The organism is Pseudomonas shahriarae, from assembly GCF_014268455.2.
Taxonomy (GTDB): Bacteria; Pseudomonadota; Gammaproteobacteria; order Pseudomonadales; family Pseudomonadaceae; genus Aquipseudomonas; species Aquipseudomonas shahriarae.
Window position 1 is genome coordinate 2,582,014 of sequence record NZ_CP077085.1, and the last position, 19,600, is coordinate 2,601,613.

Sequence of the window (19,600 nt, forward strand, 5' to 3'; positions counted from 1 at the left end):
GACTGCGCAGCAGTCCCATTTTTAGGGCCGCTACGCGACCCAGCGCGAGCAAGCCCGCTCGCCACAGGGATGCCGTTCGTGCATGAGGTGCTCCTACACGGGGCTATGGCCCAAGCGGTCCTTGATCCAGTCATACAGGTTATTGCCCTCGCTCGACAGCTCGCTGGTGGCTCGGCGGCACAGGTAATACTGGCGACCGTCATCCACCTGCAGGTCAAACAATTGCACCAGCTCACCCGTAGCCACCAGTGGCGCCACCAACGGCGCGCGCAGCAGCGAGCAGCCCAGGCCGGTGCGGGTGGCGACCAGGGTCAACTGGCCGTCCTCCAGCAGCAGGCCGTTGTGTGTGTTGCTGTGGCTGATCGCGGCGGCATCGAACCATTGGCCCCAGGTACCACGCTCTTCGTCGTGCAGCAGGGGCAGTTCGCTGAGGGCCTGGGGGCTGTCGATAGGGCCGTGGCGCTGGAGGAATTCGCGGCTGCAGAACGGCGTGACCGCGCCGCTGATCAGGGGCTCGCTGTGATAACCCGGCCAGTGCCCGGTGCCGAAGCGGATCGACAGGTCGGCGGCATCGCTGGGGTAGCTGCGGTGGTTGGCGTAGGTGATGTTGATATCCAGCGCCGGGTTGGCGCTCAAAAACTGCGCCAGGCTCGGGATGAACAGGTTGGTCGCGAACATCGGGATCAGGCTGATGGTGACCTGGCGTGTCGCGCTTTTCTCGCGCACGTGTTCGGTGGCGCTGCGCAGTACCGCGAATGCCGAGCGAATCGCCCGGTAGTACTCGCGGCCTTCTTCGGTCAGGCCCAGGTTGCGGCCTTGGCGCATCGTCAGCGGCTGTTGCAGGAAGCTCTCGAGCAAGTGCAACTGATGGCTGACAGCCGAGGGCGACACCCCCAGCTCGCGGGCGGCGGCATTGACACCACCGTGGCGGGCAAAGGCCTCGAAAGTACGCACGGCCCGTAGAGGCGGATCGTTGGCTAACTGTTCTAAATTATTCATGTATTGAATTAAATACTAAGTAAAAAGATAAATAAAGCGCAAAAAGGTCCCGTGTATAGGGGCTTTTGTAGTTGGTATAACCATATTCCCTTCAGATATTTGATAAAAACAGAATAAATAACTAGTGTTCCGCGCTCGGGCTTTTTAGTCGGCGCGCCTTGGCCACGACGTTTTTTGTAAAGGGAGTTGATGGTTCTCATGGATGCGTTTATCCAGCAACTGCTTAACGGCTTGCTGTCGGGCAGTCTCTACGCGTTGGTCGCCTTGGGTTACACCATGGTCTACGGCATTTTGCGCATCATCAACTTTGCCCATGGCGATGTGTTGATGATCGGCGCACTGGTGGGCCTGTCGGTGATCCGCGTGCTGCAGGCAGCCTGGCCGGATATGCCGCCGGTGCTGTTGCTGCTGACGGCGGCGATGATCGCCATGGCCTTTTGTGCGGTGCTGGCGGTGGTGATCGAGCGTGTTGCCTATCGGCGCTTGCGCAACGCGCCGCGCCTGGCACCGTTGATCAGTGGTATCGGCGTGTCGCTGTTGTTGCAGACCGTGGCGATGCTGGTCTGGACCCGTAACCCGCAGATGTTCCCGCAATTGCTGCCCCTGGAACCTATCGAAGTACTCGCTGGCGATGCCACCCACGCTGCCGTGACCAATGCCACCGCATTGACCACCATTGGCGTGGCGTTAAGCCTGATGCTCGGGTTGTTGCTGTTGGTAGAGCGCACGCGCTTTGGCCGGGCCATGCGCGCCGTGGCCGAGAACCCGCAAGTGGCGAGCCTGATGGGCATCAACCCGAACCGCATCATCGTCATGACCTTCGCCATCGGCGGCGCCCTGGCCGCGCTGGCGGGCATCATGATGGCCAGCAACTATGGCAGCGCGCATTTCTACATGGGCTTTTTGCCCGGGATCAAAGCGTTTACCGCGGCGGTGCTGGGCGGCATCGGCAACCTCAAGGGCGCGATGCTCGGCGGCCTGCTGCTGGGGCTGATCGAAGCCCTCGGCACCGGCTACCTGGGGGCTGCCACCAACGGTGTGTTCGGCAGCAACTACCAGGACGTGTTCGCGTTTATCGTGTTGATCGCGGTGCTGGTGTTGCGGCCCCAGGGGTTGTTGGGCGAACGATTGGCGACCCGCGCATGAGCCTGGCAACCGCTGTGAGCCCTTCGAGCAAACGCGCCAGCCTGGGGCTGCTGCTGTTCGCCCTGGCCCTGGTCTTGGCCCCCTGGATTGTCGGGCATGCCGGCGGCAATACCTGGGTGCGCACCCTGGACTTTGCCCTGCTGTACATCATGTTGGCCCTGGGCCTGAATATCGTGGTGGGTTATGCCGGTTTGCTGGACATGGGCTTTATCGCCTTCTACGCGGTGGGCGCCTACCTGGCGGCCTTGCTGTCATCGCCCCATCTGGTGCAACAGTTCCCGGCCTTGCTGGCGCTGCTGCCGGAGGGCATGCACACCTCGATCTGGCTGATCTTGCCGCTGGCCGCGCTGCTGGCGGCCGGGTTAGGCGTGATTCTGGGGGCGCCGACCCTGCGCCTGCGCGGCGACTACCTGGCCATCGTCACCCTGGGGTTTGGCGAAATCATCCGCATCCTGCTGCGCAACCTCGACCGCCCGGTGAACCTCACCAATGGCCCCAAGGGCATCGCCCAGGTCGACCCGGTGACGCTACTGGGGGTCAACCTGGGGCGTACCCAGGAACTGTTCGGCCTGCGCTTGCCCTCGGTCTACCTCTATTACTACCTGTTCGCCGCGCTGGTGGTGCTGATCCTGTTTGCCTGCATTCGCCTTGAGCGCTCGCGCATCGGCCGCGCCTGGATGGCGATCCGCGAGGATGAAGAGGCGGCCCAGGCCATGGGCCTCAATACCTTGCGCCTGAAGCTGCTGGCATTTGCCATCGGCGCGGCGTTCGGCGGTATCAGCGGGGCGCTGTTTGCCTCGTTCCAGGGCTTTGTTTCACCGGAATCCTTCACCCTCAACGAGTCCATCGCCGTGCTGGCCATGGTGGTGCTCGGCGGCATGGGGCATATCCCCGGGGTGATTCTGGGCTGCGTGTTGCTCGCAGCCCTGCCCGAAGCGTTACGCGCCAGCATGGGCCCCTTGCAGCAGGCGCTGTTTGGCCAGGTGCTGGTGGACCCGGAGATTATCCGCCAGCTGTTTTACGGCCTGGCGCTGATTCTGGCGATGCTGTATCGACCCGCCGGCCTCTGGCCGAGCCGCACAGGAGGTGCACCTTGAATCATCCGTTATTGCAGATCGAGAAGGTCAATAAACAGTTTGGCGGCGTGGCTGCGCTCGATGACGTGAGCCTGAGTATCGAGGCCGGGGAAATCTACGGCCTGATCGGGCCCAATGGCGCCGGCAAGACCACCTTCTTTAATGTGATGACGGGGCTGTACACCCCGGATTCCGGGCGCTTTCAACTCGACGGCCAGGAGTACCAGCCCACGGCGGTGCACCAGGTGGCCCGCGCCGGCATTGCGCGTACGTTCCAGAATATCCGCCTGTTCAACGCCATGAGCGCCTTGGAAAACGTCATGGTCGGGCGCCATGTGCGCACCCATAACGGCGTGTGGGCGGCCTTGAGCGGGCACTCGCGTGGGCGCGAGGAAGAGGCGCAGACCCGCGCCCATGCCCATCGCCTGCTGGCTTATGTCGGCCTCGCCGGGTTTGCCCACTACCGCGCCGACAGCCTGTCCTACGGCCATCAGCGGCGCCTGGAAATTGCCCGCGCCCTGGCCACCGAGCCGCGCCTGCTGGCCCTCGACGAGCCGGCTGCCGGGATGAATGCCAGCGAGAAAGTGCAGCTGCGCAGCCTGCTGGAAAAGATCCGCGACGACGGCCACACCCTGCTGCTGATTGAGCATGACGTGAAGCTGGTAATGGGCGTGTGCGACCGCATCAGCGTGCTGGACTACGGCCGCGTGATCGCCGTGGGCGCGCCTGCCGAAGTGCGCCGCCACCCGCAAGTGATCCAGGCTTACCTGGGAGCCGGCGCCCATGTCTGAAGCGTTGTTGCAGATTGACGGCCTGAAGGTGCGCTACGGCGCCATCGAGGCGGTCAAGTCCCTGGACCTGCATATCAATGAAGGCGAACGGGTGACGCTGATCGGTGCCAATGGCGCCGGCAAAAGCTCCAGCCTCAAGGCCCTGACCGGGTTGCTGCCGGCCGCTGCGGGGCAGATCCGCTTTGCCGGGCGCTCGATCCTCAGCCTGGCGCCCCATGAGCGCCTGACCCTGGGCATCACCATGGTGCCCGAAGGGCGCGGCATTTTTGCGCGCATGAGCGTGCTGGAAAACCTCCAGGCCGGGGCGTTCCTGCGCCGCGACCCGCACCAGGTGAACCTGGAAATCCGCCAGTTGTTCGAGCACTTCCCGCGCCTGGAAGAACGCTTGCAGCAATCGGCCGGCTTGCTCTCCGGGGGCGAGCAGCAGATGCTCGCCCTGGCCCGTGCGCTGCTGTCCAAGCCGCGGTTGCTGGTGCTCGACGAGCCATCCATGGGCCTGGCGCCGATCATGGTCGAAAAGCTGTTCCAGGTGATTGATGATGTCTGCCGCCAGGGCATGACCCTGCTGCTGGTAGAGCAGAATGCGCGCCTTGCGCTGCAAGTGACTGACCGCGCCTATGTGATGGACACCGGGCGCATCAGCCTCAGTGGCGCCAGCGCGCAATTGCTCGACCACCCCGAGGTGCGCAGTGCCTACCTCGGTGAATAACCCCATAACAAACGCCACCGGACGCCCGGCGTGTTTCGCCCACCCCACAGGCCATGAGGGCCTGATGAGAAACAGGAAAAACTGATGAACAAGACTGCCCCCTTCAAACGCGTACTGTTGTTGAGCCTGGCCCTGAGCGGTGTGGCCCAGGCCGACCAGACGGTCCTGATCGGCCTGGCCGGGCCCTTGACCGGCCCGTCGGCGCGGATCGGCAAAGACCTGGAAAACGGTGCGCAACTGGCCATTGACCAGGCCAACGCCAAGCATCCGAAAATCAACGGCGAAGCGGTCACGTACAAACTGGTCTCCGAAGACGACCAGTCCGACCCACGCACCGCCGTCACCGTGGCCCAGCGCCTGGTGGACGAAGGCGTAGTCGGCGTGGTCGGTCACTGGAACACCGGCACCAGCATCCCGGCCGCGCGGGTCTACCATGACGCCGGGATTGCCCAAGTCGCGCCAGTGGCCACCGGTCACGCCTATACCCAGCAAGGTTTCGACACCAGTTTCCGGATCATGGGCCATGACGATGACGGCGGCCAGGTCGCCGGCGACTACGCGCTCAAGACCCTCAAGGCGCAGCGTATCGCCGTGATCGACGACCGCACCGCATTCGGCCAGGGCCTGGCGGACCAGTTCGTCAAATCCATCGAGGCCGGTGGCGCCAAGGTGGTTGCCCGTGAATACGTGGACGACAAGACCATCGACTTCAGTGCGGTGCTGACCAATATCCGTGGGCAAAACCCCGACCTGATCTTCTTTGGCGGCGTCGACTCCCAGGCTGCACCGCTGGCCCGACGCATCAAGCAGTTGGGGATCAAGGCTCCGTTGATGGGCGCGGGCGGCTTTGTCAGCCAGACCTTCCTGCAACTGGCGCAGAACGAAGGCGAGGGCGTAATCGCCCTGGAGCCGGGCCTGGCCGTGGCACAGATGCCGGGTGGCAAGGCCTTTGAAGACGCCTACAAGGCGCGTTTCAAGAGCAATATCGAGCTGCATGCGCCGTTTGCCTATGACGGTGTCGGCGTGCTGATCGCCGCCATCGAACAGGCCAACTCCACCGACTCGCAGAAGTACCTGCCGGTCCTACGCGCCATCAGCTATCCGGGCGTGACCGGGACCCTCGCGTTCGATGCCCAGGGCAATCTACAGAACCCGTCGTTCACCGTTTACCAGGTCAAGGCCAATCAATGGCAGCCGGTAAGCGTGGCTGGCGGCAAAAAGTAACGCGCTGGATCTAAGCGTAGGAGCGTCCCAAGTGGGAGCTGTCTCACCCGGCGAGACAGCTCCCCCATGTGGAGCACCAACATTGGATCTTCGTAGCCATTTGAATGAGGCACGCAATGAGCAAACTCGAAGGTGAACTGGGCATCCTGGCCCGCCGGCGCATCGAAGCCGAGATCATCAAGCCGATCTACGAAATCCTCGTGCGCGAGCAGGGCAAGGCCTTTGCCGCAGCGGTGATTGGCGAAGCGGTGGGCAACGCCGCGATCCAGGCCGGCAAGCATTTTGCCGCCCAGGAAGAGCAGGGCGCCGACCTCAAGAGCTTCGTTGAGCTGCAAGTGCTGTGGGAAAAGGACGACGCGCTGAAAGTCGAGATCATCGCCAGCGACGCCGAGCATTACGACTATGACGTCAAGCGCTGCCGCTATGCCGAGATGTACCATGAGATGGGCCTGGGCGAGATCGGCCACCTGTTGTCGTGCAACCGCGACGAGCTGTTTATCGTCGGCTACAACCCCAATATTGAATTGACGCGCACCCAGACCATCATGGGCGGCGCGCCAAGCTGTGACTTCCGCTACCACGCCAAGCCCCGGGAGCCGCGCTCGTGAGCGCCCTGGCCCGGGTCAACGGCGAGCGCCTGTGGGACTCGCTGATGGAAATGGCGCAGATCGGCGGCACGCCCAAGGGCGGCGTCTCGCGCCTGGCCCTGACCGACGAAGACCGGCGCGGCCGCGACCTGTTCGTGGCCTGGTGCACGGCGGCCGGGTGCAGCATCCGTGTGGACGCCATGGGCAATATCTTCGCCCGCCGCGCCGGCCGGCATGAGCACCTGGCCCCGGTGCTGACCGGCTCCCACGGTGACTCACAACCGGCGGGCGGCAAGTTCGATGGCATCTACGGCGTACTCGCCGGCCTGGAAGTGCTGCGCACCTTGAACGACCTGGGCATCGAGACCGACCGGCCGATCGAGGTGGTCAACTGGACCAACGAAGAAGGCTCGCGCTTTGCCCCGGCGATGATTGCTTCGGGGGTGTATGCCGGGGTGTTCGACCTGGAGTACGGCTTGTCCCGCGAAGACAAGGCTGGTGTAAGCATCGGCCAGGCACTGCAACAGATCGGCTACGCCGGCCCGCACCCTGTGGGCGGCCAGGCGGTGCATGCGGCGTATGAACTGCATATCGAGCAAGGCCCGATCCTTGAGGCCCAGGACCTGACCATCGGTGTGGTCACCGGCGCCCAGGGCCAGCGTTGGTATGAAGTCGAGCTGAGCGGGCGCAGTGCCCATGCCGGCACCACGCCCATGGATCACCGCCTGGATGCACTGCTGGGTTTTGCCCGGGTGGTGGAGGCGGTCAACCAGATCGGCCTGGCCCAAGGCGCCGAAGGGCGGGCAACGGTGGGCATGGCCAATATCTTCCCCAACTCACGCAACGTGGTGCCGGGGCGGGTGTTTTTCAGCGTCGAGTTCCGCCATCCCGATGAAGCGGTGCTGGCCGTGCAGGATCAGCAACTGCACGCAGCAGTGGCGCGCATCGCCGAGGGGATTGGCTTGCAGGCCAGCGTCAAGCAGATCTTCCAGTACGCACCGATTGCCTTCGACAAAGACTGCGTGGACGTGGTGCAGGCTGCGGCCGAGGCCTTGGGCTATAGCCATCGGCGCATGATTTCCGGAGCCGGGCATGATGCCTGCTACCTGAACCAGGTCGCGCCGACGGCGATGATTTTTGTGCCGTGTGTGGATGGCTTGAGCCATAACGAGGCGGAAGAGATCCATCCGCACTGGTCCACAGCGGGGGCGGATGTGTTGTTGCAGGCGATTCTGGCTTCGTCAGGCGAATAGGCTGAAGACCTGATCCCACATTCAACCTGTGGGGTCTTGCCCTCACTCCCGCACAAACAGCCTGCTCATCAGTTGCAACAGCCGATCATCCGCGCCAGCGGCGCCAATCACCTGCAACCCCACCGGCATGCCCCTCACGTGCCCCACCGGCAGGCTGAGCGCGGGGAGGCCGGTGAGGTTCCAGGCACTGGTATAGCTGAGCACGGCGGCGCGTACATCAATGTCCTGTTCGCCCACCCGCACCTTGCGTGCATTCACCTCGGTCGCGGTAATCGGCACGCTGGGCGAAACCAGCAAGTCATACTGTTCGAACAGGCGCGCCATCGCCGCTTTGTACCGCGCCTGGCTGGCCTGTGCGCGAATGTATTGCCAGCCTCTGACTTCCTCCGATACCTCAAGACGCTCGCGTACCTCCTGTTCAAACTTATGCGGCGCATCCCGCATGCGTTCGGCATGCACCTCGAAGGCCTCGGCACGTTGCAGTGTCAGCAGGGTGTCTTTCATGCCCGCCGCCAGGTGGTGCAGTTCGTCGGTCTCCTGCAGTGCGTCGCCAAACAGCTGCTGCGCCGCCCCATAGACCTGCTGATGCACGTCGGCGTCGACCGGGCCGAAGCTGGGGCAAGTCATCCAGCCCACCCGCAGCGGCTGCGGGTGGGTTGCAGGCGTACCGGCGCGTCCGGCCAACACCTCGAACAACAGGCGCGCATCTTCGACATGGTTGGCGATGGGGCCTACGTGGTCGAGGCTCGATGACAGCGGGAACACCCCGTCCACCGGCACGCAGGCAAACGAGGGCTTGAAACCGACCGTGCCGCACAAGGCCGAAGGGATCCGGATCGAGCCGCCGGTGTCGGTGCCTAGGGCCAGCGGCACCATGCCGCTGGCCACCGCCGCGGCACTGCCGGCGCTGGAGCCGCCAGTGATGCAACGGGCATCCCACGGGTTGCGTGCAGCACCTTGCAACGAGCGGTCGCCGGTCGGGCCGTAGGCGAATTCGTGGGTCAGGGTCTTGCCGATAATCACCGCCCCGGCTTCGCGCACCCGGTGTACGCACAGGGCATCGCGGTCCGGCTGGAAACCCTCGAAATGCGCGGAGCCGTAGGTGGTGATGTAGTCAAACGTGTCGATGTTATCTTTGACCGCGACCGGCATGCCGTGCAGCGGGCCCAGGTCCAGGCCTTGGGCCAACAGCGCGTCGGCCTTGCGCGCCTGGGCCAGGGCGACGCAGGCATCGACTTGAACGAACGCATTTAACCGCGGATTCAAGCGCTCGATGCTGTCCAGGGCGGCTTGCGTCAGCTCGACACTGGTCACGCTGCCAGCCCGCAGGCGCGCGGCCAGCGTGATGATCGACTGACCGCAAAAATATCCAGCGTGGGTAGGCTTCACCAGGCTCATATAAACAACTCCATCAAACAGCTGCGGGTACAGAGGGTGGGGCGACCTGGCGACCGCCTGGGCGCACCATCAGCATTGCGCTCATGCCCAGCGCCGTGGCCACTGCGGCGGCCACGAACATCGACGAATAGCCGTAATGCACGGTCAGGTAGCCCGTGAGCATCGGGGCGATAAACGAAGCGGTGTTGGCGATAAAGTGCGTCATGCCGCTGTAGGCGCCAACCCGATTGGACGGCGCAGTGTCGATCACCACGGCCCAGTAGACCGAGTTGGGCAGGGCGTTCAAGGCGTTGGCCAACGTCATCAAGGCAATCACGCCCCAGACGGTCTGGGCCTGGGACACCATGATGAAACACAGGGTTGTCAGCAGCAGGCAGGTCGCGGCCAGCCAACTGCGGGCGACTTTCAGGTTGCCGGTGCGGCGCAGCAGCCAGTCCGATATTTTGCCGCCCAGCAGCACGGTGAAGCAGGCGCCGGTCCACGGGATCATGCCCATGTACCACAGCGACGACAGGTTGTAGTGGAACTCATCCTGCAGGTATTTGGGGGTCCAGGTCAGCAGCAGGAACGTCACGTACACAAACGAGAAGTAACCGACGGCATTGAGCAGCAGGTCCTTGTTCTTGAAGAAGTGCCAGACCGGCGCGACGCTGGTGGTGGGGGTCGAGGCATTAGAGGCTTCGGCGCGCTCTTTACGCAGGAAGTCGAGTTCGGCCTTGGACACCCGCGGGTTTTCATCCGGGGTGTTGGTGAAACGGGTCATGAAATAGATCAGCAGCGCCAGACTGGCCACGCCCAGCACCACGAACATACTGCGCCAGCTGCCGGTCAGGGTTTGCAGGCCCACGGCCACCGGTGCGGTGAGCAGTGCCCCCAAGGGGGTGCTGAGCAGGCCGACCGAAACCACAAAACCGCGCTCCTTGGGCGTGGCCCAGTTGGCCACGCTCTTGTTGATCACCGAGTACGCCGGACCTTCGGCAAACCCGAACATCACGCGGATCGTGGCGAAACCGGCCATGGCCGAGCCGCCGAGGAACGCCAGCCCGAAGTCACCGGCAAAGGCCGTGGCAATTTCAAAGATCGACCACGTGGCGCCGGCGATCAGCCAGATGCGCTTGGCACCAAAACGGTCGGCCAGAATGCCACCGACCAATGCCCCCAGGATGTAGCCGTAGCCGAAGTAACCCAGCACGTTGCCCCAGTCGGCCTTGTCGAAACCGTACTCGGGCAGAATGCTCGCCGACGCATAGGCAATCGCGCCGCGGTCGATGTAGTTGAGCAGTGCCATCAGCATGATCAGGAAGAAAATCTGGTAGCGGAAAGACGGAATAGCGGGGCTGTTCATAGGGATCTGACTCTTCAAAATGATGGCAGAAGTCAAAAAGTCGGCCGCGTCCGGCGTATTTTTTATTGTTTGCCCAAACGTTTGGGTTGGCGAAATGTAAGGCTCGTAAAAATTTTAGTCAAACGTTTGGGTAAAAATTTACCTGCGGCTGCGACACGCCCGTTCGGGTAGAATCTGCGCGCTAAATATCAGACAGTTGGAAGCCTCTCCACCATGCCGAGCCCATCTCGCCCAGCCACCCTGAAATCCATGGCGACCGCACTGGGTGTGCATGTGTCCACGGTGTCCCGGGTACTCAATGGCGACCCGGCCGGGGTCGAGCGAGCGGCCTCGGCTGAAGTGGTGGCGCGCATTCGTGCATTGGCCAAAGAGCTGGATTACCGGCCGAACACCCAGGCATCGAGCCTGAAGTTGCGCAAAAGCCAGGAAATCTGTGTGCTCATGCCCAGGCTCACCGACCTGGTGATGGCGACCATTTATGACAGCATCGACAGTGCCGCCGAACAGGCCGGCTACCTCACCTTCGTTTCCAATACCGACGACCAGCAGCCACGCCAGATGGCGCGTGCCGAGCACGCCTTGCGCCGCTCGGTGGCCGGGCTGATCGTCGGCGACTCCCATGTGGGCGAAAGCCAGCCGCTGCTCGACCTGTTGGCGCGCAAGCACATCCCCTACGTGTTGGTCAGCCGGCAGATTGCCGGGCATCTGGCGGCGTGCAGTGACGATGAGTTGGGCGGTTGGTTGGCGGCCGAGCACTTGTACCAATTGGGCTGTCGCGATGTGGCCATTCTGGCGGGTGAGCGGCACGCCTCGACCGGGGCGGATCGCACCCGTGGGTTTACCCGCTATTACCGTGAGCAAGGCATCACGCTACGCCCGGAGTGGACGCTCAATGGTCCTTTTGACAGCCTGACCGGGCATCGCCAGGGCGAGTATCTGCTGAGCCTGAACCCACGGCCCCAGGCGTTTTTTGCGGTCAATGACTTCCTGGCCATCGGCCTGATGGGCGCCGCGCGTGACAAGGGCTTGATGCCGGGCAAGGACATTGCCGTGGTGGGCTTCAATGACATACCGCTGGCCAATGAACTGATGGTTCCCCTGACCAGCGTGCGCCTGCCCTTGGCAGAGATGGGCCGCCATGCGGTTGAACTGCTGCTCAAACGCATCGAGGGCGAGGCTGTCGAGTCGATCAAGGTGGCGCCGCAGCTGCAGGTGCGGGCGAGTTCGTCTTTGTTGCGCTGACGTCAAAAATGTGGGAACGGGCTTGCCCGCGATTCAGCGGTGGTCCAGTCACTCTCATTGATGACAGGTACACCGCCATCGCAGGCAAGCCAGCTCCCACATTTGACGGGTGGTGTGGCCAAAATGCTGTGCCCGGCCAAGATCCCCTGTGGGAGCGGGCTTGCCCGCGATTCAGCGGTGGTCCAGTCACTCTCATTGATGCCAGGTACACCGCCATCGCAGGCAAGCCAGCTCCCACATTTGATGGGTGGTGTGGCCAAAACGCTGTGCCCGGCCAAGATCCCCTGTGGGAACGGGCTTGCTCGCGATAGCGGTGGTCCAGCCACTCTCATTGATGACAGGTACACCGCCATCGCAGGCAAGCCAGCTTTCACATTTGATGGGTGGTGTGGCCAAAACGCTGTGCCCGGCCAAGATCCCCTGTGGGAGCGGGCTTGCCCGCGAAGGCGGTGGTTCAGTCACTGAATTTATCGACTGACACACCGTCTTCGCGAGCAAGCCCGCTCCCACAGGGGGATTGTGGACGGTCAAAAGCCGCGGTATTCAATCAGCGAAAAAACTCCCCTGGCGTCGCATCAAACTGCTGGCGAAACGCTGCGATAAACGCCGAAACCGATTCATACCCACAGCCCAGCGCTACATCCGTCACCCGTTCCCCGCGTTCCAGGTCGGGCAGGGCGCTGAGCAGTCGCAGCCGTTGGCGCCAGGCGCGATAGGTCAGGCCGGTATCGCGCAAGAACAACCGGCTCAAGGTTTTCTCACTGACCCCTAACTTCTGGCTCCACTGCCCCAGGGTCGTCGCCTGTTCCGGGTGCAGGCTCAAGCTGCGATAGATCTGTCGCAGCCGGCTGTCCACAGGCAGGGGCAGCATCAGGTCAACCTGCGGCGCGGCGGCCAACTGGTCCAGCAGCACCTGGGCCAGGCGCCCGTCCGGGCCGTCTTCGGCATATTCCACCGGCAGTTCGCTGAAACGGCGGATCAACTCGCGCAGCAGGTCGCTTACCGCCAGGACCTGGCAACGTTCCACGGCCCAGCTCGTCACGCTGCAGTCCAGGTACAGGCTGCGCATTTCGGTGTGGGGCGAGCTGAACACGCGGTGGGGCACCCCCGCCGGGATCCACACCGCGCGCTGTGGCGGGGCGACAAAGCGCCCGGCACTGGTGTGGATTTCCAGTACCCCGCAGATCGCGTACGACAACTGCACCCACGGGTGGCTATGGCGGCGGGTCAGGGCGCGGTTGGGCAGGGATTCGGTGCGGCCATACACCGGGCGCGGCAGGCTGGCGAGCCCGGGGATGCTGCGGCGAACGGCCTTTTCATGTCCTTTTGGCGGCATTTACTGGCTCATTGGCGTTAGTCGGTAGGCAGCCGTTACGTTAGAGTCGCCACGACGCCCTGGCAACCCCTGGAAGAACAGCTAATGAAACGCCCCCGGTTTTTACCCGATAACTTCACCCTGATCCTGATTGCCACGGTGGTCCTCGCCTCCTTGTTGCCGGTCAGCGGCCAGGCCGCCGTGGCGTTTGGCTGGGTGACTAACCTGGCCATCGCGCTGCTGTTTTTCCTGCATGGCGCCAAGCTGTCGCGCCAGGCCATCGTCGCCGGTGCCGGGCACTGGCGTTTGCATCTGCTGGTGTTCAGCCTGACCTTCGTGCTGTTCCCGCTGCTGGGCCTGGCGCTCAAGCCGCTGTTGTCGCCGATGATCGGCAAAGACCTGTACATGGGCATGCTCTACTTATGCGCGCTACCGGCCACGGTGCAGTCCGCGATTGCCTTCACTTCCCTGGCCCGGGGCAATATCCCGGCGGCGATTTGCAGCGCGGCGGCGTCCAGCCTGTTCGGTATCTTCCTTACGCCGTTGCTGGTGGCCTTGTTGCTCAATGTGCATGGCGACGGCGGCTCCACGGTGGATGCGATTCTCAAGATCAGCGTGCAATTGCTGCTGCCGTTTATTGCCGGGCAGATCGCCCGACGCTGGATCGGTGCGTGGGTCGGGCGCAATAAAAACTGGCTGAAATTCGTCGATCAGGGTTCGATCCTGCTGGTGGTCTACGGCGCCTTCAGCGAGGCGGTCAACGAAGGCATCTGGCACCAGATCCCCCTGTGGGAGCTGGGCGGCCTGGTGGTGGCCTGCTGCATCCTGCTGGCGCTGGTGCTGATGGCTTCCGCGCTCTTGGGCAAGGCGTTCGGTTTTAACCAGGAAGACCGCATCACCATCCTGTTCTGCGGCTCGAAAAAAAGCCTGGCCACCGGGGTGCCAATGGCCCAGGTGTTGTTTGCCGGCAGCACCATGGGCGTGCTGATCCTGCCGCTGATGCTGTTCCACCAGATCCAGTTGATGGTCTGCGCGGTACTGGCCCAGCGCTATGCCAAGCGCCCGGAGTCGATTCCCGAGATCATGGCGCAAGTCGATCCCTGAGCCATCGTGTTACTATTTTTCGGCGCCGCTCAAGGGCAGGCATCGGGCCGTCAGGATCGGCGCGCAACTGAGTAAAACGACCTGTCGATGAGTACTTCCACCACCACACCTCAAGCCAACTGGCAGCCGGTCATCGCCCTTGCGCTGGCGGCCTTTGTGTTCAACACCACTGAGTTCGTCCCGGTCGGCCTGCTCAGTGCCATCGGCGCCAGCTTCGACATGCCGATCGCCCGGGTCGGCCTGATGCTCACCATCTATGCCTGGGTGGTGTCATTGACGTCGCTGCCGGTGATGTTGCTGACCCGCAACGTCGAGCGGCGCAAGTTGCTGATTGTGCTGTTCGGCATGTTTATCGCCAGCCATATCCTCTCCAGCGTGGCCAACAGTTTTGGCTTGTTGATGGTCAGTCGCATCGGCATTGCCTTGTCCCATGCGCTGTTCTGGTCGATCACCGCCTCCCTGGCGGTACGCCTGGCGCCGCCGGGCAAGCAGGTGCAGGCGCTGGGCTTGTTGGCCACGGGCACCTCACTGGCGATGGTCCTGGGCATTCCTTTGGGCCGTCTGCTGGGCGAGGCCATGGGCTGGCGCACCACCTTTATTGTGATCGCCGGATTCGCCGCTGTGCTGGTGTTCTGGCTGGCGCGCACCTTACCGCTGTTGCCGAGCCAGAACTCCGGCTCGCTGCGCAGCCTGCCGATGCTGTTCAAGCGCCCGGCGCTGGTGGCGCTGTACGTGTTGACGGCCATGGTGGTCACGGCCCAGTTCACCGCCTATAGCTATATCGAACCCTTCGTCGAACGCGTCGCGGGCCTGGGGGGCAATGCGGTGACCCTGGTGCTGCTGGTGTTTGGCGGGGCGGGGATCATGGGGTCGTTACTGTTCAGCTTGCTGCACCGTTTCAACCCTTACCGCTTTCTGCTGGTGGCTGTGTCGGTGCTGGCGCTGTGCCTGGGGCTGTTGTTGCCGTTGAGTGGTGACGTTTCGTACCTGGTGGTGCTGAGCGTGTTCTGGGGCATGGCGATCATGGCTTTTGGCTTGGCGCTGCAGTCCAAGGTCTTGGTGCTGGCACCGGACGCGACCGATGTGGCGATGGCGATGTTTTCCGGGATCTACAACATCGGCATCGGCGGCGGCGCGCTGCTGGGCAGTTGGGTCGGCGGGCATTTTGGCTTTGCCTGGATCGGCGCGGCGGGGGGCTTGCTGGCGGTGGCGGCGCTGGGGTTGTACTGCCTGTCGATCTATCGGTTTGGGCAGGGTGGACCACGCGAATAAGGTGAGCGGCGTCCGCAGCAGCCAGCCCGCCAGCGATGGCGTCCACAGGAACGCCATCGCTGTGTCAGCCCATCAGAACTGCGGCGTGTACTTCACACTGAACATCACATTGCGCGGATCACCGTAGAAGTTGTTGCCATTCAACTGGTTGTACCCGGAGGCGTAGTAGGTCTTGTCGAGCAGGTTGTTGGCATTGACCGCCAAGCCCACCTCCGGCGTCATCTGATACGCCAGCCGCGCGTTCCAGACCGTGTAGCCCGCCACGTCATAGTTGTACTCATACCCCAGGGTATGGCTCTGGGTGGTAAAGCCCAACCCGGCGCTGACCTTGCTCCAGTCGCCACTGAACTGGTAGTCGCCCCACACCCGCAACATATGCTTGGGCGTCCACTGGCTGAATACCTTGCCCTTGTTATCCCGGTCCTCAAGGTACTTGGTGGTGTTGTAGGTATAGCCGGCAAACAGTTGCAGGCCGCTCAACACTTCACCGCTGATTTCAGCTTCCAGGCCCTGGCTGCGGACTTTGCCTGAGCCTGTGGCGCAGTACGTGCCGCCGCAGATTTCACCCAGGGAGTAGTCGGTGATCGCACGGTTTTCCTGGTCGTAGCGGAACAGCGCCAGGGAGGTATTGACCCGCCCGTCCAGCAGTTCGCCCTTGAGCCCGACTTCGTAGTTGCTGCCAATCACCGGCTTGACCACCGCACCGCTGAGGTTGCGCTGGGTCTGTGGCTCGAACACGTCGGTGTAGCTGGCGTACACCGCCCACTCGCGGCTCAGGTCGTAGACGATCCCGGCGTAGGGCGTGACTTCGCCGGTTTCGTTGGTGGTGCTGGGGTCGTTGACGGTGGTGGCGTGGGTCACCGCCTTGATGCCCGAGGAGGTATAGCTGTAGTCATACCAACTGACACGGGCGCCGAGTACCAGGGTCAACGGGTCGATGGGCTTGACGCGCCAACTGCCATACAGGCCTTTTTGGCGGATGTCGTATTTGCTCGGTGTTGCACTGCCGCCGGGGGTGTTCATCAGACCCTCGTAGCTGATTTCGGGGCGGTTGTTGTCGATGTCGAAGATGTTGTCGGTGCTTTTATTGAAGGTCCGGGCAATGATGTCGTTGGACGTGTATTTGGAATAGTTGCCGCCCAGCGTAATTTCCTGGGCCATGGACAGTGCTTCGAAACGCCCGGTGAGGTGGGTGTCCAGGCCGATCTTGGTGCCGTCGAAATCGGTGTACCAATCGGCATAGGTCAACCCGGTGCCGTCGGCGTTGATGCCGTTGCCGGTACTCTGCACGCGCTGGTGGGTGGAGGTGTTTTCTTCGCTCATGCGCACCGCGCCGACCTTGAACTTCCAGTCGTCGTTGAAGCGATGCTCCAGGTCGGCATACAGGGTGGTGACGTCGATCTGCGAGTGGTTCCAGCGCGAGCCGCTGAAGGTGGAGCGTGACAGGTCAATCGACTTGCCCGTGCTGTAGCGCGGCAGGCCCCGCAGCATCGGCCGGGACTCGGCATTGGTGCGGCTGACGGCCAGGCCCAGGGTGGTGTCTTCCTGCAGGTCGAAGTCCAGGGCGCCGTACAGCGAGTGGGTCTTGCTCCATTCGTAGTCGATGAACGAATCGCTCTGGTCTTCGTCAGCCACCATCCGCCCACGGATCGTGCCGCTCTGGTTCAGCGGGCCGCCGGCGTCCAGTTGCAGGCCGTAGTGGTCCCAACTGCCGGCCTTGGCGGTAAGGGCCACGGTGGGCGCCGTCTGCCCGCGCTTGCGCACCAGGTTGATTGCGCCACCGGGGCTGCCGGTGCCCTGCAGCAGGCCGGAGGCGCCACGCAGTACTTCCAGGCGGTCGAAGAAAATCATGTCCTGGGTCGCCCAGTTGCCCAGGGCGTAAGTATTGCGCGGAATCGGCACGCCGTCGTACTGCCAGTCGTCGATCTGGAAGCCGCGGGAGGTGATGATCATGCCTTTGCCCACGCCTTGCACGCCCACCAGGCCGGTGGTGTGGTTGACGGCGTCCTTGAGGTCGACCAGGTCCTGGTCATCCATTTGCTTGCGGGTCATCACCGTGATCGACTGGGGGATTTCCTTGAGGGTGTGGGTGCCCTTGCCGATTGTCACCGCGCGTGCGGCGTAGGAACCGCTGCCTTCGGTGGTGGTGGGGTCGATGCTGTGCTCGACAATCGAGGTCACGCCCAATTGCAGCGCGCTGCCCGTGTCGGTGGCAGGCTCGACGCTGAAATTACCTTGCTCGGTGATGCGCAACTGCAAGCCGCTGCCCGACAACGCACGGTCCATGGCCTGTTCGGCCGGCATCTGGCCAATCACGGCATTGGCCTGCTTGCCCTGCACCAGCACCGGGTCCAGGGACACAATGCGCCCGCTCTGGCTGGCAATGGCGTTCAGCGTTTGCGCCAGCGGGCCGGCCGGCAGGTTGAAAGACAGGCTTTGCGCCTGCACCAGGGCAGGGCTCGCCAGGGTTGCCAGGGCAACGGCGACAGAAAGGGCGTGGGGCCAAGGGTTGAGCACAGCATTCTCCTGAAGGTGTGGACGTGTCAGGAGATAGGTGGGACGAAAAATGAAAACCGGACACAAATAAGAGTTATTTGCATAAAAAATGTTGCCCGGGTTATTTGGCGCGAATCAGGGTCAGCCAGGGGCTGTAGTGATCGACCCGGATCGGCAGGGTTTCGGCCAGGGCGCCGAAGGCGCGGTGCGGGTCGTTGAGGGGGAACACCCCCTGCACGCGCAAGTCGCGCACCTGAGGATCGACGCGCACAAAACCACGGCTGTACGGGCGCAGGGCGTTGACCACCTGTACCAGGGAGTCGTCCAGCACACTCAGGTGCCCGGCGAGCCAGTCGGCCCGGAAGCCCTGGTTGCCGGCCAGCGGCTCGATGCGATCGGCCTGCAGCATTACGGCTTGGCCCTCCAGCACGGTGCGCTGCACGCCGTTGCGCAGGGTCGCCTGCACCGAGTGTTCCAGCACCACCAGCCGTGTAGCCTGCGGCTCCTGGCTCACCAGGAAGCGCGTGCCGAGGGCCTGGATGCTGCCCTGGGCAGTGCGCACGCGCAGCGGCCTTTGCGCATCGGCCGCCACCTGAATCACCAGTTCGCCGTGGCGCAGGATGATCAGGCGCTGGTGTTGGTCGAATTGCACATCCACCGCGCTCTGCGCATTCAGGCTCAGGCGGCTGCCATCGGCCAGGGTGAATGTCTGGCGCTGGCCGCGCGCGGTGTGCAGGTCGGCCAACAGGTTGTCGCCCAGCGGGCTGCGCGCCGCCAGCCACAGGCCGCCGCCCAGCAGTCCCAGGCCGCCGATGGCGCGCAGCACGTCACGCCGCGAACCATGGGGCTGCAACAGCACTTGCCGCGCTTCACCGGGCAGGCGTTTTTCGAGGGTGCGCAGGGTGTTCCACGAGCCGCCCAGGCGCTCCTGCAAACGGGCCCAGGCCTGGGCGTGAGCCGGGTCCAGGGCCAGCCAGGCATTGAAGCGCTCCTGCATCCGCGCATCCGGTTTGCCGGCGCGCAGGCGCACCATCCAGTCGATGGCCTGCTCGCTGACCGGGTCCAGGCGCGCCTTGCTCACGGGGCCAGCTCGGCCAGGTAGCACTGGCGCAGGGCCTGTTTCATGTAGCGGCTGACGGTGCGCTCGGACAACTGCAACTTGCGCGCAATCGCCACGTAACTCATGCCGTCCAGCTGGCTATAAAGGAACGTGGCCTTGACGATCAGCGGCAAGCCGTCGAGGGCACGGTCAATCGCCACCAGGGCCTGGATCAGTTGCAATTGGTCTTCGGGGGAGGGCGCCAAGGCTTCGGGGGCAGCGGCCAGGCGTTCCAGGTAGGCGGTTTCCAGACGGCTACGGCGGTAACGATCAAAAATCAGCCGGCGTGCAATGGTCGAGAGATAGGCCCGGGGTTGCTCGATGCTGTCGGGGTCGACCCGGGCGGCGAGCATCTGGCAGAAGGTATCGGCGGCGGTGTCTTCGGCATCGGCATGGTTACGCACGCGATGCTGGATATGTTGCAGCAGCCAACGGTGATGGTCGTTGAAAAAGAAGCCCAGCTTGCGGATTGGAGGTGACTGCACGGGTCGACTTTCTCAGGGTGGTATTGTGAATCGTTCTCAATACTACCTTTTGTGCGAGG

General features: G+C 63.3%; 17 protein-coding genes. 10 read left to right on the plus strand and 7 right to left on the minus strand.

All coding sequences use genetic code 11. The features are described from left to right. Positions 1 to 93 precede the first annotated feature (93 nt). The gene (locus HU773_RS11510; RefSeq protein ID WP_057959883.1) at positions 94 to 999 is read right to left on the minus strand and encodes a LysR substrate-binding domain-containing protein; all 906 of its coding nucleotides are present in this window, start codon (positions 997 to 999) and stop codon (positions 94 to 96) included. A gap of 198 nt (positions 1,000 to 1,197) precedes the next feature. Between HU773_RS11510 and HU773_RS11515 the strand changes: the two genes are divergently transcribed. The 7 genes from HU773_RS11515 (at position 1,198) to HU773_RS11545 (ending at position 7,785) form a co-directional block, all read left to right on the plus strand. Further along, positions 1,198 to 2,145: a branched-chain amino acid ABC transporter permease gene (locus HU773_RS11515; RefSeq protein WP_057438696.1), complete on the plus strand. Its 948-nt coding sequence runs from the start codon at positions 1,198 to 1,200 to the stop codon at positions 2,143 to 2,145. After that, positions 2,142 to 3,242: an ABC transporter permease subunit gene (locus tag HU773_RS11520; protein WP_186626124.1), complete on the plus strand. Its 1,101-nt coding sequence runs from the start codon at positions 2,142 to 2,144 to the stop codon at positions 3,240 to 3,242. Before HU773_RS11515 ends, HU773_RS11520 begins: the two co-directional genes overlap by 4 nt. Then, positions 3,239 to 4,012 (plus strand): ABC transporter ATP-binding protein, encoded by a 774-nt coding sequence (locus HU773_RS11525; protein WP_029292970.1) that lies wholly within the window; start codon positions 3,239 to 3,241, stop codon positions 4,010 to 4,012. Before HU773_RS11520 ends, HU773_RS11525 begins: the two co-directional genes overlap by 4 nt. After that, positions 4,005 to 4,721 (plus strand): ABC transporter ATP-binding protein, encoded by a 717-nt coding sequence (locus tag HU773_RS11530; RefSeq protein ID WP_186626125.1) that lies wholly within the window; start codon positions 4,005 to 4,007, stop codon positions 4,719 to 4,721. The genes HU773_RS11525 and HU773_RS11530 overlap by 8 nt, the downstream gene beginning before the upstream one ends. A gap of 84 nt (positions 4,722 to 4,805) precedes the next feature. Beyond that, entirely contained in the window at positions 4,806 to 5,945 is a 1,140-nt protein-coding gene (locus tag HU773_RS11535; RefSeq protein WP_057959882.1) for a branched-chain amino acid ABC transporter substrate-binding protein, read from the plus strand. A gap of 116 nt (positions 5,946 to 6,061) precedes the next feature. Next, on the plus strand, positions 6,062 to 6,553 hold the full coding sequence (locus tag HU773_RS11540) for an L-2-amino-thiazoline-4-carboxylic acid hydrolase (RefSeq protein ID WP_057438692.1): 492 nt from the start codon (positions 6,062 to 6,064) through the stop codon (positions 6,551 to 6,553). Then, positions 6,550 to 7,785 (plus strand): Zn-dependent hydrolase, encoded by a 1,236-nt coding sequence (locus HU773_RS11545; RefSeq protein ID WP_076964775.1) that lies wholly within the window; start codon positions 6,550 to 6,552, stop codon positions 7,783 to 7,785. Before HU773_RS11540 ends, HU773_RS11545 begins: the two co-directional genes overlap by 4 nt. A gap of 42 nt (positions 7,786 to 7,827) precedes the next feature. On the opposite strand, the gene HU773_RS11550 is transcribed toward HU773_RS11545, so the two are convergent. Beyond that, entirely contained in the window at positions 7,828 to 9,183 is a 1,356-nt protein-coding gene (locus HU773_RS11550) for an amidase (RefSeq protein WP_186626126.1), read from the minus strand. A gap of 13 nt (positions 9,184 to 9,196) precedes the next feature. After that, a complete protein-coding gene (locus tag HU773_RS11555) occupies positions 9,197 to 10,528 on the minus strand; it encodes an MFS transporter (protein ID WP_186626127.1) in 1,332 nt (443 codons plus the stop codon). Between the two features lie 213 nt (positions 10,529 to 10,741). On the opposite strand from HU773_RS11555, the gene HU773_RS11560 reads away from it, so the two are divergent. After that, the gene (locus tag HU773_RS11560) at positions 10,742 to 11,770 is read left to right on the plus strand and encodes a LacI family DNA-binding transcriptional regulator (RefSeq protein ID WP_120732577.1); all 1,029 of its coding nucleotides are present in this window, start codon (positions 10,742 to 10,744) and stop codon (positions 11,768 to 11,770) included. 547 nt (positions 11,771 to 12,317) lie between these two features. Here HU773_RS11560 and HU773_RS11565 read toward each other — a convergent pair. Continuing rightward, complete coding sequence (locus HU773_RS11565; protein ID WP_120732578.1) at positions 12,318 to 13,106, minus strand: AraC family transcriptional regulator; 789 nt, start codon at positions 13,104 to 13,106, stop codon at positions 12,318 to 12,320. 84 nt (positions 13,107 to 13,190) lie between these two features. On the opposite strand from HU773_RS11565, the gene HU773_RS11570 reads away from it, so the two are divergent. Then, entirely contained in the window at positions 13,191 to 14,189 is a 999-nt protein-coding gene (locus tag HU773_RS11570) for a bile acid:sodium symporter family protein (RefSeq protein ID WP_076964780.1), read from the plus strand. A gap of 87 nt (positions 14,190 to 14,276) precedes the next feature. Continuing rightward, entirely contained in the window at positions 14,277 to 15,461 is a 1,185-nt protein-coding gene (locus tag HU773_RS11575) for a sugar transporter (protein WP_057959876.1), read from the plus strand. Positions 15,462 to 15,533: 72 nt separating this feature from the next. Here HU773_RS11575 and HU773_RS11580 read toward each other — a convergent pair whose 3' ends face one another. The 3 genes from HU773_RS11580 to HU773_RS11590 form a co-directional block, all read right to left on the minus strand. After that, on the minus strand, positions 15,534 to 17,978 hold the full coding sequence (locus tag HU773_RS11580) for a TonB-dependent siderophore receptor (protein WP_186626128.1): 2,445 nt from the start codon (positions 17,976 to 17,978) through the stop codon (positions 15,534 to 15,536). 100 nt (positions 17,979 to 18,078) lie between these two features. Then, positions 18,079 to 19,038 (minus strand): FecR domain-containing protein, encoded by a 960-nt coding sequence (locus HU773_RS11585; RefSeq protein WP_186626129.1) that lies wholly within the window; start codon positions 19,036 to 19,038, stop codon positions 18,079 to 18,081. Beyond that, complete coding sequence (locus HU773_RS11590) at positions 19,035 to 19,541, minus strand: sigma-70 family RNA polymerase sigma factor (RefSeq protein WP_057438686.1); 507 nt, start codon at positions 19,539 to 19,541, stop codon at positions 19,035 to 19,037. Before HU773_RS11590 ends, HU773_RS11585 begins: the two co-directional genes overlap by 4 nt. Between the last annotated feature and the right edge of the window lie 59 nt (positions 19,542 to 19,600).